Here is a 17,478-nt window from a genome sequence, read left to right on the forward strand (position 1 = left end):
ATTCGCGCCCTACCTTAAGGGAGAGGCGCGGTTAGGTCGAGATTAAATGTTCGGTCGAGATCAGGCGATCTTCGTACTGCCTGACCGTCAACGGTATTGGAGGAAGACGTTGTCACGCCCGAACTGGTCACGCAATGCTTGAATCAAGCCATCGGCGGGGTCAATTCGCCACGTCTCGCCAAACTGCAACATCGCCTTGGCGTCGTTGCCGGTGTACTCCATGGTCACCGGGCAGGCGCCACGGTGGCGTTTAAGCAAGTCACCCAACCAGCGTAGCTGATCACCTTTGAGCGCATCGGTCTTGACCTTCAGGCGCAGGCTTTCGGCCAGGTTGGTGCGAGCATCTTCCATGCTCATCACGCGCTTGATCCGCAGGCGCAGGCCGCCGGAGAAGTCGTCGTTGCTGACCTCCCCTTCCACCACCACCATCGCGTCGGTCTGCAACAGCGACTGGGCGGAATGGAAGGCATCGGCAAACAGCGAGGCTTCGATCCGGCCCGAGCGGTCGTCGAGGGTGATGAAACCCATCTTGTCGCCCTTTTTATTCTTCATCACCCGCAGCGCGATGATCATGCCTGCGACGGTCTGGGTATCCCGCGCCGGCTTCAGGTCGATGATGCGCTGGCGGGCGAAACGCCGGATTTCACCTTCATATTCGTCAATCGGGTGACCGGTGAGGTACAGGCCCAGGGTGTCTTTCTCACCCTTGAGGCGCTCCTTGAGGGTCAGGTCCTTGGCCTTGCGATGGTTGGCGTAGACGTCGGCATCTTCTTCGACGAACAGCCCCCCAAACAGGTCGGCGTGGCCGCTGTCGTGGGTGCGTGCGGTCTGCTCGGCGGCCTTGATCGCTTCTTCCATGGCGGTCAGCAATACCGCGCGGTTGCGGTCGATATTGGCCTGGTACGCCTTCGGCTCATCGTGGAAGTACGGGCCCAGGCGATCCAGGGCGCCGCTGCGGATCAAGCCATCCAGAGTACGTTTGTTGATGCGCTTGAGGTCGACCCGGGCGCAGAAATCGAACAGGTCCTTGAACGGCCCGTCCTGACGCGCTTCGGTAATCGCCTCCACCGGGCCTTCGCCCACGCCCTTGATCGCGCCGAGGCCATAGATGATGCGGCCTTCGTCGTTCACCGTGAACTTGAACTCGGAAGTGTTCACGTCCGGCGCGTCGAGGCGCAGCTTCATGGTGCGCACTTCCTCGATCAAGGTCACGACCTTGTCGGTGTTGTGCATATCCGCAGACAGTACCGCCGCCATGAACGGCGCCGGGTAGTGAGCCTTCAGCCACGCAGTCTGGTAAGACACCAGGCCATAGGCGGCAGAGTGGGATTTGTTGAAGCCGTAACCGGCGAACTTTTCCACCAGGTCGAAGATGTTACCGGCCAGGTCGGCATCGATGTTGTTGGTGGCGCAACCTTCAATGAAGCCACCGCGCTGCTTGGCCATTTCCTCGGGCTTTTTCTTACCCATGGCTCGACGCAGCATGTCCGCACCGCCAAGGGTGTAGCCGGCCATGACCTGGGCAATCTGCATCACCTGTTCTTGATACAGGATGATGCCGTAGGTCGGTGCCAGTACCGGCTTGAGACCTTCGTACTGGTAGTCGGAGTGCGGGTAAGCCAGCTCGGCACGCCCGTGCTTACGGTTGATGAAGTCATCCACCATGCCCGATTGCAGCGGGCCCGGACGGAACAGGGCCACCAGTGCGATCAAGTCTTCCAGGCAGTCGGGCTTGAGCTTTTTGATCAGCTCTTTCATGCCGCGGGATTCAAGCTGGAACACGGCCGTGGTTTCGGCTTTTTGCAGCAGGCTGTAGGTCGGCTTGTCATCCAGCGGGATAAACGCGATATCCAGCGGTGGCTCATTGACCTTGGCGCGGTCGCGGTTGATGGTCTTCAGCGCCCAGTCGATGATCGTCAGGGTACGCAGGCCGAGGAAGTCGAACTTCACCAGGCCGGCCGCCTCCACGTCGTCCTTGTCGAACTGGGTTACCAGGCCGTCGCCTTCTTCGTCGCAATAGATCGGCGAAAAGTCGGTCAGCTTGGTAGGCGCGATTACTACACCACCGGCGTGTTTACCGACGTTACGCACCACGCCTTCGAGCTTGCGCGCCATGTCCCAGATTTCAGCCGCTTCTTCATCGACCTTGATGAAGTCCCGCAGGATTTCTTCCTGCTCGTAGGCTTTTTCCAGGGTCATGCCGACTTCAAACGGAATCATCTTCGACAGGCGGTCAGCCAGGCCGTAGGACTTGCCCTGCACCCGGGCCACGTCGCGGATTACCGCTTTCGCCGCCATGGAACCGAAGGTGATGATCTGGCTTACCGCGTTGCGCCCGTATTTCTCGGCCACGTATTCAATAACCCGGTCGCGACCATCCATGCAGAAGTCAACGTCGAAGTCGGGCATCGATACCCGTTCCGGGTTAAGGAAACGTTCGAACAGCAGGTCATATTCCAGCGGGTCGAGGTCGGTGATCTTCTGCACATAGGCCACCAGCGACCCGGCACCCGATCCACGGCCTGGGCCCACTGGCACGCCGTTGCTTTTGGCCCACTGGATAAAGTCCATTACGATCAGGAAGTAACCGGGGAACCCCATCTGGATAATGATATCCAGCTCGAAATTCAGCCGGTCGACGTAGACCTGGCGCTTGGCCTCGTAATCTTGCGTGGTGTCCTTGGGCAACAGGACGCTCAGGCGTTCTTCGAGGCCGTCGAAGGACACCTTGCGGAAATACTCGTCGATGGTCATGCCATCGGGAATCGGGAAGTTGGGCAGGAAGTGCTTGCCCAGCTTCACTTCAATATTGCAGCGCTTGGCGATTTCGACGGAGTTTTCCAGGGCCTCGGGCAGGTCACTGAACAGCTCGGCCATTTCATCGGCGCTTTTGAGGTACTGCTCTTCGCTGTAGTTCTTCGAGCGGCGCGGATCGTCCAGCGCCCGGCCTTCGCCGATGCATACGCGGGTTTCGTGGGCCTCGAAGTCTTCCTTCTTGATAAAGCGCACATCGTTGGTCGCCACCAGCGGCGCGCCAAGCTTTTCAGCCAGGGCCACAGCGGCGTGCAACTGCTCTTCATCGTTGGGGCGGTTGGTGCGCTGGATTTCCAGGTAGAAACGGTTGGGGAACACCTCCATCCACTCACGGGCGAGCACTTCAGCCTCATGAGGATTACCGCCCAACAGCGCGATACCGATTTCACCCTCTTTGGCCGCCGAGAGCATGATCAGCCCTTCGCTGGCTTCGGCCACCCACTCGCGCTCGATGATGATCGAGCCATTGCGCTGGCCATCGATAAAGCCACGGGAAATCAGTTCGGTGAGGTTGCGATAACCCACGCCGTTCATCGCCAACAGGCTGATGCGGCTCAGTGGGTTATCCGGGTCCTTGTTCGACAGCCACAGGTCGGCACCGCAGATCGGCTTGATGCCGGCGCCCATGGCGGCCTTGTAGAACTTGACCAGGGAACACATGTTGTTCTGGTCGGTCACCGCCACGGCAGGCATGTTCATGCCCACCAGCGTTTTGACCAGGGGTTTGATCCGTACCAGGCCGTCGACCAGGGAGTATTCAGTGTGCAGGCGCAGGTGAACGAATGAAGCCGGCATAGTGATCCTGTACAAAACGTGGAGACAACAAGGCCCGGATTGTACCGGGCCTTGGCAAAAACATCAGCCTTGCTGCTAAACCTCGATCAGGCTTTCCCGAGCCTCGAAAGCCTGGCGAACCGGGGCAAACGAGCGGCGGTGGATCGGGGTCGGGCCCAGGCGAGCCAAAGCTTCCAGATGAACGGGCGTTGGATAGCCTTTGTGCCCGCCGATGCCGTAGCCGGGATAGATCAATTCGAAAGCCGCCATTTCACGGTCACGGCTGACCTTGGCCAGGATCGATGCAGCGGCAATCGCCGGCACTTTGCTATCACCCTTGACCACCGCTTCTGCGGGCATCGTCAGCTTCGGGCAGCGGTTGCCGTCGATCATCGCCATTTTGGGCGTGATGTGCAGGCCTTCAATAGCGCGCTGCATGGCCAGCATGGTGGCGTGCAGGATGTTCAGTTCGTCGATTTCTTCGACCTCAGCCCGGGCGATGTGCCAGCTCAGGGCTTTCTCACAGATCTCGTCATAGAGCTTTTCACGACGGGCCTCGGTAAGTTTCTTCGAATCGTTCAGGCCGAGGATCGGGCGGTTCGGGTCGAGAATCACTGCGGCGGTGACGACTGCGCCGCACAGCGGGCCGCGACCGACTTCGTCAACACCGGCAACCAGATCAAGGGCATCGGCGACCAGGCTGAAATCCAGGCCCATTTGCGTCTTCATAGGGTTTCCTGTTTATGGCCGATCAAGGTCAGCACAGCGTCCGCCGCCTGGTTCGACGCATCACGGCGCAAGGTGCGGTGGATCTCGTCGAAACCACGGGTCTGCTCTTCGCCGCCATCGATCAACGGAAGCATGGTTTGCGCCAACGCCTCAGGCGTCGCATCGTCCTGCAACAACTCGGGCACCAACAGACGCTGGGCCAGCAAATTCGGCAGGGAGATGTAGGGGCTTTTGACCATACGCTTGAGAATCCAGTAGGTCAGCGGCGCCAGGCGATAGGCCACAACCATCGGGCGCTTGTAGAGCAAGGCCTCCAGGGTCGCAGTGCCGGAGGCGATCAGCACCGCATCGCACGCCGCCAGTGCCAGGTGCGAGCCGCCGTCGAGCAGGGTCAACGGCAAGTTGCGCCCTACCAGCAATTCTTCAATTTGTGCACGGCGCTGAGGACTGGCGCATGGCAATACGAAGCGCACACCCGGCTTCAGCGCCTGCAGGCGTTCGGCTGCATCAAAAAACAGCGCGCCGAGACGACCGACTTCGCCGCCACGGCTCCCCGGCATCAAGGCCACCAGCGGACCTTCGGGCAAACCCAGTTCGGCACGCGCGGCAGCACGGTCGGCCTGCAGAGGAATGGTATCGGCCAGGGTGTGCCCGACAAACCGCACCGGCACGCCCTTCTCTTCGTAGAACCTGGCCTCGAAGGGCAGCAGGGTCAGCATCAGGTCGCAGCCTTCGCGAATCTTGAGCACGCGCTTTTGCCGCCACGCCCATACGGACGGGCTGACGTAATGCACGGTCTTGATCCCGGCCTGACGCAATTTGAGTTCGATATTGAGGGTGAAGTCCGGCGCGTCGATTCCGATAAAGACGTCGGGCTTTTCTTCGATCAGGGTCTGGATCAGCTTTTTGCGACGGGCCAGCAGCTCGCGCAAACGGCCCAGCACCTCCACCAGCCCCATGACCGACAAGCGTTCCATAGGGAAGTAGGACGTCAGGCCTTCAGCCTGCATCAACGGACCGCCGACACCGATGAATTCAACCGCCGGATGCTGGAGCTTGAGGGCCCGCATCAGGCCTGCACCGAGAATATCGCCGGAAGCTTCTCCGGCCACCAACGCTATACGCAGCCTGGCCATGATCAGCGGGTGATGCCGCGAGTCGACGACTGGATAGAGTCACGGAATATCGCGACTTCCGGAAACAATGCGGCTGGCTCCGTCAGCTCGATCAAGGCCTGGTCGACCGTCAGCCCCTGGCGGTAAACCACCTTGTAGGCGCGGCGCAGGGCGTGGATCGCGTCTTCGCTGAAGCCCCGACGGCGCATGCCTTCGAAGTTCATGCTGCGGGCCTCGGCCGGGTTGCCGAACACGGTGACGAACGCCGGAACGTCCTTGCCGATGGCGGTACCCATGCCGGAAAAGCTGTGGGCGCCGATATGGCAGTACTGATGCACCAGGGTAAAACCGGACAGGATCGCCCAATCGTCAACGTGCACATGGCCGGCCAACGCAGTGTTGTTGACCAGGATGCAATGGTTGCCGATTACGCTGTCATGACCGATATGGGCATAAGCCATCACCAGGTTGTGGTCACCGAGGGTAGTCTCGGCACGGTCCTGGACAGTACCGCGGTGAATGGTCACGCCTTCACGGATGATGTTGTGATCACCGATTACCAGACGTGTTTCTTCACCCTTGTACTTCATGTCCGGGGTGTCTTCGCCTATCGATGAGAACTGATAGATACGATTGTGTTTGCCAATCCTCGTCGGGCCTTTGAGGATCACATGCGGCCCGATGACTGTCCCCTCGCCGATTTCCACACCTGCGCCGACGATCGACCAAGGGCCGACCTCAACGTCGGCGGCCAGTACGGCCGTCGGATCGATGATTGCGCGAGGGTCAATCAAACTCATAGTTTGCGTTCCGCACAGATGATTTCAGCCGAGCACACCGGCTTGCCGTCGACCGAGGCCTGGCATTCGAACTTCCAGATCTGGCGCTTGCAGCTGATGAACTTGGCTTCAAGGATCAACTGGTCACCCGGAGTTACCGGGTTGCGGAAGCGCAGTTTGTCAGAGCCCACGAAATAGTAGAGCGTGCCATCGGCAGGCTTCAGGTCGAGCATTTTGAAACCAAGGATACCGGCAGCCTGGGCCATCGCTTCGATGATCAATACGCCTGGCATGATGGGATGCGCAGGGAAGTGACCGTTGAAGAACGGTTCGTTGATGCTGACATTCTTGTAGGCACGAATGCGCTTTTCCTCAACATTGAGGTCCGTGACCCGGTCCACCAGCAGGAATGGGTAACGGTGAGGCAGGTATTCGCGAATCTCGTTGATGTCCATCATTTCGGGGGGAAGCCTGTAATAAAGATTGGGAGCGTGCGGACTAAGGCACGCCCCTCTAGCAAATCAAGGAGGCAGTCTAGCGGCTGTGCACACTTGATATGGAAATGGTATCAGCCATCTGATGAAGCATTACCGCCAGGGGTCACGTCCCCAACACGCTTTTCCAGATGTTTCAGGCGCCGAGCGATATCGTCGAGCTGCCTCAGACGCGCCGCGCTCTTGCGCCATTCGGCCGCAGGCTGCATGGCCGTACCGGATGAATAGGACCCAGGCTCGGTAATCGAATGGGTCACCATGGTCATGCCGGTGATGAATACGTTGTCGCACACTTCGATATGGCCCACCAGGCCAACACCCCCGGCGAGCATGCAATGCTTGCCGATCCTGGTGCTGCCGGAGATCCCCACGCAGGCGGCCATGGCGGTGTGATCGCCAATCTGCACGTTGTGGGCGATCTGAATCTGGTTATCCAGTTTCACGCCGTTACCAATGACGGTATCGGCCAGGGCCCCGCGGTCAACGGCAGTGTTGACGCCAATTTCAACGTCATCGCCAATCAACACGCCGCCCACTTGGGCAATCTTGTGCCAGACACCCTTCGAGTTGGCGAAGCCGAAGCCCTCGCCGCCAATCACGGCACCGGACTGAATCACCACACGCTCACCGATACGCACGTCGTGGTACAGGGTTACACGCGGAGCCAGCCAGCCACCGGCACCAATCTCGCTGCGCGCGCCGATAAAACACTGGGCACCCAGCGTTACACCCGCCCCGATGCGTGCACCGCTTTCAATCACCACAAAAGCACCGATGCTCGCGGCAGGGTCAACCTGAGCGTCATCGGCGATCACCGCCGTCGGATGGATACCGGCGGGGGCCTTGGGTTTCGGATCGAACAGGTGCGACACCCGGGCATACGCCAGGTACGGATCGGCAACAACCAGCGCGTCCCCGGCAAAACCTTCGGCGTCAGCGGCCTTCAGCAGCACGGCTGCGGCGCGGCTTTCGCCCAGGTATTTACGGTATTGGGGGTTTGCCAGGAAGCTCAACTGAGCTGGGCCAGCCTCCTGCAAGGTGGCTAGCCCAGTGATTTCCTTCTCCGCGGAGCCACGCAAGGTGGCTCCCAGGAACTCGGCCAATTGGCCGAGCTTGATAGTCGCAGTCATGGCTTACTTCAGCTGATTCATGCGCTCGATCACCTGACGGGTGATGTCGTACTGAGGTTTAACGTCGATGACTGCACCGCGTTCGAATACCAGGTCAAAGGCACCTTTCTTGATGACTTCTTCCACAGCGCTGTCGAGTTTCGGCTTCAGCTGCTTGAGCATTTCGCGGTCGGCAACAGCCTTGGCTTCGTTCAGCTCCTTGGACTGGAACTGGTAGTCACGGGCCTTTTGCTTGAATTCAAGCTCCAGACGCTCTCGCTCGCCTTGCTGCATCTTGTCGCCACCGGCTACCAGACGATCCTGGATGCCCTTGGCGCTGCTTTCCAGCGTCTTGAGCTTGGTCAGTTGAGGACCGAATTTCTTCTCGGCATCTACGGCATATTTCTTGGCCGCATCGGATTCCAGCAGCGCCATCTGATAGTTCAGAACGGCAATTTTCATTTCGGCAAAGGCCGGGGTCGCTACCAGGACAGTCGCCAGGAGAACCAATTGAGTCAACTTACGCACGATGCACTCCTACAGAATCCGTTGTCGTTATCTTGGGTCAGACGCTTAGAACGTCTGGCCGAGGGAGAATTGGAAAATCTGGGTTTCAGCGTTATCCGGTTTCTTGACCGGCATGGCCAGAGCAAAGCTCAATGGGCCAAGCGCGGTAACCCAGGTCACACCGACACCGACAGAGCTTGCCAGGTTGCTGAAGCTCACGTCGTTGCACTGCGTGTTGGACTTCGAGCCATTCGGGTTGGTGACCTGTTCGCACTTGGAGTCGAACACGTTACCCACATCCCAGAAGACCGAAGTACGCAGGGAACGTTGATCTTTAACGAATGGCAGCGGGAACAGAATCTCAGCACCACCCTGGATCAGCACGTTACCACCGAATGGCAGCGGGTCGTTGTCCGAGTCAGCCACAGTCCCCTGGTTACCGGTCACACCCACGCCACGGCTTGGGGTACCACGAGGACCCAAGGTGCTGTCTTTGAAACCACGTACCGAGTTGAAACCACCCGCATAGTAGTTCTCATAGAACGGCAAGCCGCTGGTCGAACCGTAACCGTCGCCATAACCCAGCTCGGTGTGCAGGCGCATGGTGTAGTTTTCGCTCAATGGCTGGAACAACTGGCCACGGTAGTCGAGTTTGAAGAACGACAGGTCGCTGCCCGGCGTGGTGGCTTCCAGGGTCAGGCTCTGGGAATGGCCGCGGGTCGCGAGTACGCCTTTGTTCAGGGTCGATTCCGACCAACCGGCCGAAGCCTTGAAGTTCAGGAACTGGTCGCCTTCTTTACGCACGAAGTTGAAGATCTCATCCACGGTGTACACACCGGTCTTGATCTTGTCCTGCTGCGCGGTCAGGCCAAAGGTCAGACGCGAGGTCTCACTGATCGGGTAACCAATGTTGGCACCAACACCGAAGCTGTCGATTGCATAGCTTGCAACGTCAACGTCGAGGTCTTTGTAGTCGGTTGTGCGATAGAAGGCGTTGTAGCCCAGGCTCACGCCGTCAGCAGTCCAGTAGGGGTCGACATAACCGAAGTTATAGCGGCTCTGGTATTCGCTTCGGGTCAGGCCGATGGAAACCTTGTTACCGGTACCGAGGAAGTTGTTCTGGGTGATCGAACCACCGAGGATCAGGCCGGCACTCTGGGCGAAACCGACACTGGCGGTAATCGAACCGGAGGCTTGCTCTTCTACGGCGTAGTTCACGTCAACCTGGTCATCCACACCCGGTACAGCCGGGGTTTCAACGTTGACTTCCTTAAAGAAGCCCAGGCGCTCGAGGCGAACCTTGGACTGGTCGATCAGGTAAGTCGACGCCCAGCCACCTTCCATCTGACGCATTTCGCGGCGCAGCACTTCGTCGGCAGACTTGGTGTTGCCACGGAAGTTGATGCGGTTCACGTAGGCACGCTTGCCCGGGTCTACAACGAAGGTGATGTCCACGGTGTGGTCTTCGTCGTGCGGGGTCGGTACGCCGTTGACGTTGGCGAAGGTATAGCCTTCGTTACCCAGGCGACGGGTGATCAGCTCGGAGGTGGTGGTCATCAGCTTGCGCGAGAACACCTGGTCCTTCTGCACCAGCAACAGGGACTTGACCTGGTCTTCAGGCACTTTCAAGTCGCCGCTGAGCTTGACGTCACGAACCTTGTACTTCTCGCCTTCGTTGACGTTGACAGTGATATAGACGTGCTTCTTGTCCGGGGTGATGGACACCTGGGTCGAAGCGATATCCATGTTGATATAGCCGCGGTCCAGGTAGTAGGAACGCAGGCGCTCCAGGTCACCGGAGAGTTTTTCACGGGCATACTTGTCATCGTTCTTGAAGAACGACAGCCAGTTGGTGGTCTTGAGTTCGAACAGGTCGATCAGGTCGTCATCAGCAAACTTGGTGTTACCCACCACGTTGATGTGCTGGATGGCCGCCACGGTGCCTTCGTTGATGTTGACCTTCAGGCCGACGCGGTTACGCGGTTGCGGCACCACTTCGGTCTCGACGGTAGCCGAGTAACGACCCTGGGCAACGTACTGGCGTTGCAGTTCGTTACGCACGCCTTCGAGGGTGGCACGCTGGAAGATCTCGCCTTCGGCAAGGCCGGATTGCTTGAGGCCTTTCATCAAGTCTTCAGTGGAGATCGCCTTGTTGCCTTCGATCTCGATACTGGCGACAGAAGGTCGCTCGACGACAGTAATGACGAGGACGTTACCTTCGCGACCCAGTTGGATATCTTGAAAGAACCCGGTTTTGAACAGCGCACGAGTGGATTCCACCAGGCGACGGTCATCAGCCTGTTCCCCGACGTTCAACGGCAAGGCACCAAAGACGCTACCCGCGGAAACCCGCTGGAGGCCGTTGACGCGAATATCGGAGATGGTGAAGGACTCGGCGTGAACTTCGGCGATCATCAATACGGTGAGAACCGCAGTTAGCAGCAGACGTTTCATGAAGTCCTTTCTTATTCCAACTGGCAATAAACAAACTGCCGCAAAATGCGGCAGATTCGCAATTCAGCGAAGCGTTACAGTCGTCCCAGATCGTTGACCAGGGCTAATAACATCACCCCGACCACCAAACTGATACCGATCTGTATCCCCCAACCCTGCACCCGATCCGACAAGGGGCGACCACGCGCCCACTCGACCAGATAAAACAACAGATGCCCCCCATCCAATACTGGAATGGGCAACAAATTCAGAACCCCAAGGCTAATACTCAGATAAGCCAGGAAATTCAGGAAATCTACAACGCCCGACTGGGCAGAAGCGCCCGCCACTTTAGCAATGGTTATCGGTCCACTCAAGTTTTTTACCGAGAGCTCGCCGAACAACATTTTCTTGAGGGAATCGAGGGTCAGCACACTCATGGTCCAGGTGCGTCTCGCACCCTCGCCAATCGCCGCCAACGGCCCGAAGCTGACCTCTCGAACCATCGAAGGTGGCCAATCGACACCTTTGACGCCGGCCCCCAGGTAACCCCCGGCTGCCTTGGCTTCCCCACGAACCGCCAGGGTCACAGGGACGTCGATTTGAGCACCATCACGCTCAACTTTCAGCACAATTTTGGTATCAGGGCGTACACGCACCAGGTCGACCACCTGCTGCCAGTCACCCAGCACCTGGCCATCGAGGGCCAGCAGGCGATCGCCGGTTTTCAGACCCGCGGCCTGGGCTGGCCCCTTCGGATCCAGCTCCGCCAGCACCGGCGGCAAGGCCGGACGCCATGGGCGAATGCCCAGGGATTTGATCGGGTCAGGCTCATCGGAGCCTTTCAGCCAGTGATCCAGGGCCAGCTCGCGCGAGGTTTCGGTGGTGGAATCCTGATCGCGCACCACCAGTTTCACGATGCCGCTTTCACCCAGGCGACGCACCAACTGCAAATTGACGGCACCCCAGCCGGTGGTTGGCTCGCCATCAACTGCAACAATTTCTTGCCCGGCAGTCAGGCCGGCCTTCGCCGCCATGCTGTCGGCCTCGACGGCACCGATCACCGGACGCACCTGCTGGCTGCCCAACATGGCCAGGACCCAGAAGAACACCATCGCCAACAGGAAATTCGCGATCGGGCCTGCCGCGACGATGGCGATGCGCTGACGAACGGTCTTGCGGTTGAAGGATTGATCCAACTGATCAGCCGGCACTTCGCCTTCGCGCTCGTCGAGCATCTTGACGTAGCCGCCCAATGGAATGGCCGCAATTACGAACTCGGTGCCACGACGGTCGTGCCAGCGCAGCAACGGCATGCCGAAGCCTACGGAAAAGCGCAGTACCTTGACGCCGCAACGACGCGCGACCCAGAAATGGCCGAACTCGTGGAAGGTAACCAGCACACCCAGAGCAACCAGGGTGCCGACAATCATGTAGAGCGCACTCATCTAATTTCTCCGCATTTCAATCCAGTGCCTGAAGGCTTGAACACACCCAGAGGCTAACGCGTATTGCGGCTCAACCACTGCTCGGTCAAGGCCCGGGCCTTTGCATCCGCTTCGAACACCGCGCCCAGATCATTCACCGGGACGACGGGCTCAAGGCTCAAAACGTCCTCGATGATACCCGCGATCTGCGGAAAGCGGATGCGCCGGTCCAGAAACGCCGCCACAGCCACTTCATTGGCCGCATTCAGCATCGCCGGGGCACTGTTACCCGCCTCCGCAGCTTGCCGCGCAAGACGCAGGCAAGGGAAGCGTTGCTCGTCGGGCGCTTCGAAGTCCAGACGGGCAATGGCAAACAGATCCAACGGCGCAACACCCGAGTCAATCCGCTCAGGCCATGCCAGGGCATTGGCGATCGGCGTACGCATGTCCGGATTGCCCAGTTGGGCCAATACCGAGCCATCCACATAGTCCACCAGGGAATGAATCACACTTTGCGGGTGGATCACCACCTCGACCTGGTCCGGCCGGGCATCGAACAACCAGCAGGCCTCAATCAGCTCCAGGCCCTTGTTCATCATGCTCGCTGAATCCACCGAGATCTTGCGCCCCATGGACCAGTTCGGGTGAGCGCACGCCTGATCGGGAGAAACATGTTCCAGATCGGCCAGCGGCGTCTGCCGGAACGGGCCACCGGAGGCTGTCAGCAGAATCCGGCGCACGCCGACCTGGCTCAACCCGCGGGCGAAATCACCAGGCATGCATTGGAAAATCGCGTTGTGCTCGCTGTCGAGCGGCAACAGCACGGCGCCGCTCTTGCGCACCGCCTGCATGAAGAGTGCCCCGGACATCACCAGGGCTTCTTTGTTGGCCAGCAGAATCTTCTTGCCCGCATCAACGGCCGCCAGGGTCGGGCGCAAGCCGGCAGCGCCGACAATCGCCGCAACCACGGTGTCGACCTCAGGGTCTGCCGAAACCTGGCACAACCCCTCCTCCCCCACCAATACCTGAGTCGCCAGGCCCGCAGCGCGCAAGTCATCCTGCAAACCACGTGCAACTGCCGCTTCGGGCACTACTGCGTATTGCGGCGCGTGCCGCACACACAGTGCCAGCAGTTCACTCAGGCGACTGAAACCGGTCAAGGCGAATACTTGATAACGCTCGGGATGACGGGCAATCACATCCAGGGTGCTTAGCCCCACCGAGCCGGTAGCGCCCAGCACGGTTACCTGTTGCAGGCGGCTCACGAGGCAGCCATCCACAGCAGTACGGCAAAGATCGGGATCGCGGCAGTCAGGCTGTCGATACGGTCCAGCACGCCACCGTGACCCGGCAGCAGGTTACTGCTGTCCTTGATCCCGGCCTGGCGCTTGAACATGCTTTCGGTCAGGTCACCGACCACCGAGATGAACACCACCACGGCTGCGCCCACCAGGCCCAGTAGCATTTCCTTGACGGTCCAGCCACGCACCACACCGACCACCACGGTAATCACCAGGGTCAACGCCAGGCCGCCATACACGCCTTCCCAGCTTTTGCCCGGACTGACCGCCGGCGCCAGCTTGCGCTTGCCGAAGGCACGCCCGGAGAAATAGGCGCCGATATCGGCACCCCACACCAGGACCATCACCGCCATGATCAGCCAGTTACCCAGTTGCATGTGCTTGATGTAGACCAGGCCTTGCCAGGCAGGCAACAGAATCAAAAGGCCAATCACCAGCTTGCAGGCGACACTGGACCAATGACTGCTGGTGCCCGGATAGGTCAGCACCAGATAGGTCGCCAACGCCCACCACAACACCGCCGCACCCAGCACCCAGGGCGCCACGTCCGGCAGGATGTACATCAGGAACATCAACAACGCCACGACAGCGGCATACACCACACGAGGCAACTGCGCGGCGAAACCCGCCAGGCGCGCCCATTCCCAGGCACCCAGGGTCACAACCAGGCCGATGAACAGCGCGAAGTTCGCACCTTCAAGCAGGAAAAACCCGCACAGGGCAATAGGCAGCAGGATCAGCGCCGTGATGATTCGTTGTTTAAGCATTAAACCCGGGCTCCAGCTTCGATCTGCTCGCTCGTTTTACCGAAGCGACGCTGACGGGAAGCGAAATCGGCCAGCGCATTGCGCATGGCATCGTGTTTGAAGTCCGGCCAGAACAGGTCGGAGAAGTACAGCTCGGTATAGGCCAACTGCCACAACAGGAAGTTGCTGATGCGATGGTCGCCACCGGTACGAATGCACAGGTCCGGCAACGGCAGGTCGCCGGTCACCAGGCAGGTTTGCAAGAGTTCGGGGGTGATGTCTTCCGGGCGCAGATGGCCGGCCTGCACTTCCCGCGCCAGACGCTGCGCGGCCTGGGCAATATCCCACTGGCCGCCGTAGTTGGCTGCGATCTGCAGCACAAAACGGTTGCTGCCGGCAGTGATCGCCTCGGCTTCGCGCATGGCCGCCTGCAGCTCCGGATGAAACCGCGAACGGTCACCGATGATACGCAGGCTGATGTTGTTCTCGTTCAGGCGCTTGGCCTCGCGGCGCAGGGCCTTGAAGAACAGGTCCATCAAGGCACTGACCTCCTCGGCCGGGCGCTGCCAGTTTTCACTGGAGAACGCGAACAGGGTCAATACTTCGACCTTGGCCTCGGCGCACACCTCGATCACGGCTCGTACAGCGTCGACACCCGCCTTATGCCCGGCAACGCCCGGCATAAAGCGCTTCTTCGCCCAGCGATTATTCCCGTCCATGATGATCGCGACATGGCGCGGCACCACGGAGGGCACAGTCTGCTTGGTCTTTTCCATGAAGGCGTCCTGACCCCTTATACGGCCATCAGGTCCTTTTCTTTATCTTCCGTGGCCTTGGTGATCTGGGCCTCGGCATCTTTAGTCAGCTTGTCGATATCAGCAACGGCACGGCGCTCTTCGTCTTCGCTGATTTCCTTGTCCTTGACCAGCTTCTTCAGGTCACCCAAGGCATCACGACGGATGTTGCGCACGGCAACACGTGCGTCTTCTGCTGCACTGCGCGCCTGCTTGGTGAAGCCCTTGCGGGTTTCTTCGGTCAGGGCAGGCATGGAGATCAGCAGCAACTCGCCCAGGTTGGTCGGATTGAGGTTCAAACCGGCGCTCTGGATGGCCTTGTCGACGGCGCCGAGCATGTTGCGCTCGAAAGCAACGACTTGCAGGGTGCGCGAATCTTTTACAGTGATGTTGGCCACTTGGGTGATCGAGGTATCAGCGCCGTAGTAAGGCACCATCACGCTGCCCAGGATGCTTGGGTGGGCCTTGCCGGTACGAATCTGGCCAAACGCATGGTTCAGGGATTCCAGGGATTTTTGCATGCGCTCTTGAGCGTCTTTTTTGATTTCGTTGATCATTGTTCGATTTCCTCGATCAGAGTCCCTTCCGCGCCGCCGTGTACGATGTTCAGCAGGGCGCCGGGCTTGTTCATGTTAAATACGCGCAGCGGCATCTTGTGGTCGCGGCACAAGCAAATTGCCGTCAGGTCCATCACGCCCAGCTTGCGATCCAGTACTTCATCATAAGTCAGATGATCGAACTTCTCGGCATGCGGGTCTTTGAATGGGTCTGCAGTGTAGACACCGTCAACCTTGGTGGCCTTGAGCACCACGTCCGCGTTGATCTCGATACCACGCAGGCAAGCTGCCGAATCGGTGGTAAAGAATGGGTTGCCGGTACCGGCCGCAAAAATCACGACTTCCTTGGCATCCAGGTGACGCATGGCCTTGCGACGATCATAGTGATCCGTTACGCCAACCATGGAAATAGCCGACATCACGATCGCGGTGATATTGGCGCGTTCCAGCGCATCACGCATGGCCAGGGCGTTCATCACAGTGGCCAGCATGCCCATGTGGTCGCCTGTCACCCGATCCATGCCGGCAGCGCTGAGTGCCGCGCCACGGAACAGGTTGCCGCCGCCGATCACCAGACCGACCTGGACACCGATACCGACCAGTTGGCCGACTTCCAGCGCCATGCGATCGAGTACTTTGGGATCGATCCCAAACTCTTCCGAGCCCATCAGGGCCTCGCCGCTAAGCTTGAGTAGAATGCGTTTATAGCGAGCCTGATGACCACTGCCCTGCTGAGCCATTGCGAATCTCTCCTGCGGCGTATTTTTTGAAAATTCTTGGCAAGCCGTTTACGGCCTGCGTTCACTCTAGCTTGACGCTGTCACAGCGCCATCGGAACACGGCTTTGTAAGCCAGTTCCAAAGGGAAACCAATAAAAATCGATCACCCCATTTGAAAAGAGGCTGCGCGCGTAAGCGGGCAGCCTCTTTTGGGCGACAGTTAAAAACTGTCTTACTTCTTGGTGGCAGCCAGCTGGGCAGCAACTTCTTCAGCGAAGTTGTCGACCGGCTTCTCGATGCCGTCGCCTACTTTGTAGTAGGTGAAGGAAACGATTTCAGCACCGGCTTTCTTGGCCAGTTCGCCAACCTTGATTTCAGGGTTCTTGACGAACGCCTGCTCAACCAGGGAAGCCTCAGCCAGGAACTTGCTGATACGGCCCTTGACCATGTTTTCAACGATGTTTTCAGGCTTGCCTTTGATTTTCTCTTCGTTCAGCTGCAGGAACACGGCTTTCTCGCGTTCGATGGCTTCAGCAGAAACTTCCGATGGCAGCAGGAATTCAGGGTTGCTGGCCGCTACGTGCATAGCGATGTCTTTGGCCAGTTCAACGTTGCCGCCTTTCAGGGCAACCACAACACCGATCTTGTTGCCGTGCAGGTAAGCACCCACAACGTCACCTTCAACGCGGGTCAGGCGACGAATGTTAACGTTCTCGCCCACTTTACCCACCAGAACCAGACGATCAGCTTCTTGAGCTTCGATCAGCGGAGCGGCGTCGGTCAGCTTGTCAGCGAATGCTTTTTCAACGCTGGCAGCGACGAAGTTCTTGAAGTCGTCTTGCAGGGCCAGGAAGTCGGTCTGCGAGTTAACTTCCAGGATAACGGCCGATTTGCCGTCTTCCTTGATTGCGATGGCGCCTTCAGCAGCGACGTTGCCTGCTTTCTTGGCAGCCTTGATGGCGCCCGAAGCACGCATGTCATCAATGGCTTTTTCGATGTCGCCGCCGGCCTTGGTCAAGGCCTTTTTGCAATCCATCATGCCTTCGCCGGTACGCTCACGCAGTTCTTTAACCAACGCTGCAGTAATCTCTGCCATTTTCAAAATCCTCTTGGATAGGTTTTCAACCATTCCACCCGATTGAACGGGCGATCAATTCTTCCCGAACCACCCTTGTAGGCC

15 protein-coding genes are annotated in these 17,478 nt (G+C 59.0%); all 15 read right to left on the reverse strand.

Annotated elements, in window-relative coordinates:
- Positions 1 to 87 precede the first annotated feature (87 nt).
- The 15 genes from dnaE to tsf all read right to left on the reverse strand — a co-directional run bounded on the left by dnaE (position 88) and on the right by tsf (position 17,394).
- Positions 88 to 3,609: a DNA polymerase III subunit alpha gene (gene dnaE, locus HX821_RS27585; protein WP_177036980.1), complete on the reverse strand. Its 3,522-nt coding sequence runs from the start codon at positions 3,607 to 3,609 to the stop codon at positions 88 to 90.
- 75 nt (positions 3,610 to 3,684) lie between these two features.
- On the reverse strand, positions 3,685 to 4,317 hold the full coding sequence (gene rnhB, locus HX821_RS27590; RefSeq protein ID WP_177008895.1) for a ribonuclease HII: 633 nt from the start codon (positions 4,315 to 4,317) through the stop codon (positions 3,685 to 3,687).
- The gene (gene lpxB / locus HX821_RS27595; RefSeq protein ID WP_218168064.1) at positions 4,314 to 5,453 is read right to left on the reverse strand and encodes a lipid-A-disaccharide synthase; all 1,140 of its coding nucleotides are present in this window, start codon (positions 5,451 to 5,453) and stop codon (positions 4,314 to 4,316) included. Before lpxB ends, rnhB begins: the two co-directional genes overlap by 4 nt.
- A 2-nt stretch (positions 5,454 to 5,455) precedes the next feature.
- Positions 5,456 to 6,232, reverse strand: coding sequence for an acyl-ACP--UDP-N-acetylglucosamine O-acyltransferase (gene lpxA / locus HX821_RS27600; protein WP_003219308.1), 777 nt, complete (start codon positions 6,230 to 6,232; stop codon positions 5,456 to 5,458).
- Complete coding sequence (gene fabZ, locus HX821_RS27605; protein ID WP_003219309.1) at positions 6,229 to 6,669, reverse strand: 3-hydroxyacyl-ACP dehydratase FabZ; 441 nt, start codon at positions 6,667 to 6,669, stop codon at positions 6,229 to 6,231. Before fabZ ends, lpxA begins: the two co-directional genes overlap by 4 nt.
- Before the next feature lie 110 nt (positions 6,670 to 6,779).
- A complete protein-coding gene (gene lpxD, locus HX821_RS27610; protein WP_102368229.1) occupies positions 6,780 to 7,835 on the reverse strand; it encodes a UDP-3-O-(3-hydroxymyristoyl)glucosamine N-acyltransferase in 1,056 nt (351 codons plus the stop codon).
- Positions 7,836 to 7,838: 3 nt separating this feature from the next.
- Positions 7,839 to 8,342 carry an OmpH family outer membrane protein gene (locus HX821_RS27615; RefSeq protein ID WP_003219314.1) on the reverse strand — a complete coding sequence of 168 codons (504 nt, stop codon included), beginning with the start codon at positions 8,340 to 8,342 and terminating at the stop codon, positions 7,839 to 7,841.
- A gap of 45 nt (positions 8,343 to 8,387) precedes the next feature.
- Entirely contained in the window at positions 8,388 to 10,775 is a 2,388-nt protein-coding gene (gene bamA / locus HX821_RS27620; protein ID WP_008432225.1) for an outer membrane protein assembly factor BamA, read from the reverse strand.
- A gap of 74 nt (positions 10,776 to 10,849) precedes the next feature.
- On the reverse strand, positions 10,850 to 12,202 hold the full coding sequence (rseP, locus tag HX821_RS27625) for a sigma E protease regulator RseP (protein ID WP_177036983.1): 1,353 nt from the start codon (positions 12,200 to 12,202) through the stop codon (positions 10,850 to 10,852).
- A 53-nt stretch (positions 12,203 to 12,255) separates the two neighbouring features.
- Positions 12,256 to 13,446 carry a 1-deoxy-D-xylulose-5-phosphate reductoisomerase gene (gene ispC / locus HX821_RS27630; protein WP_087694925.1) on the reverse strand — a complete coding sequence of 397 codons (1,191 nt, stop codon included), beginning with the start codon at positions 13,444 to 13,446 and terminating at the stop codon, positions 12,256 to 12,258.
- Positions 13,443 to 14,249 carry a phosphatidate cytidylyltransferase gene (locus tag HX821_RS27635; protein ID WP_008432232.1) on the reverse strand — a complete coding sequence of 269 codons (807 nt, stop codon included), beginning with the start codon at positions 14,247 to 14,249 and terminating at the stop codon, positions 13,443 to 13,445. The genes ispC and HX821_RS27635 overlap by 4 nt, the downstream gene beginning before the upstream one ends.
- Positions 14,249 to 15,004, reverse strand: a complete 756-nt coding sequence (uppS, locus tag HX821_RS27640) for a polyprenyl diphosphate synthase (protein ID WP_003219323.1) — start codon at positions 15,002 to 15,004, stop codon at positions 14,249 to 14,251. The genes HX821_RS27635 and uppS overlap by 1 nt, the downstream gene beginning before the upstream one ends.
- A gap of 17 nt (positions 15,005 to 15,021) precedes the next feature.
- Positions 15,022 to 15,579, reverse strand: coding sequence for a ribosome recycling factor (gene frr / locus HX821_RS27645; protein ID WP_003219325.1), 558 nt, complete (start codon positions 15,577 to 15,579; stop codon positions 15,022 to 15,024).
- Positions 15,576 to 16,319, reverse strand: coding sequence for a UMP kinase (gene pyrH, locus HX821_RS27650; RefSeq protein ID WP_003219327.1), 744 nt, complete (start codon positions 16,317 to 16,319; stop codon positions 15,576 to 15,578). The genes frr and pyrH overlap by 4 nt, the downstream gene beginning before the upstream one ends.
- A 211-nt stretch (positions 16,320 to 16,530) precedes the next feature.
- Positions 16,531 to 17,394, reverse strand: coding sequence for a translation elongation factor Ts (gene tsf / locus HX821_RS27655; protein WP_008432237.1), 864 nt, complete (start codon positions 17,392 to 17,394; stop codon positions 16,531 to 16,533).
- Between the last annotated feature and the right edge of the window lie 84 nt (positions 17,395 to 17,478).

Source organism: Pseudomonas sp. B6001 (assembly GCF_013386015.1).
GTDB lineage: Bacteria > Pseudomonadota > Gammaproteobacteria > Pseudomonadales > Pseudomonadaceae > Aquipseudomonas.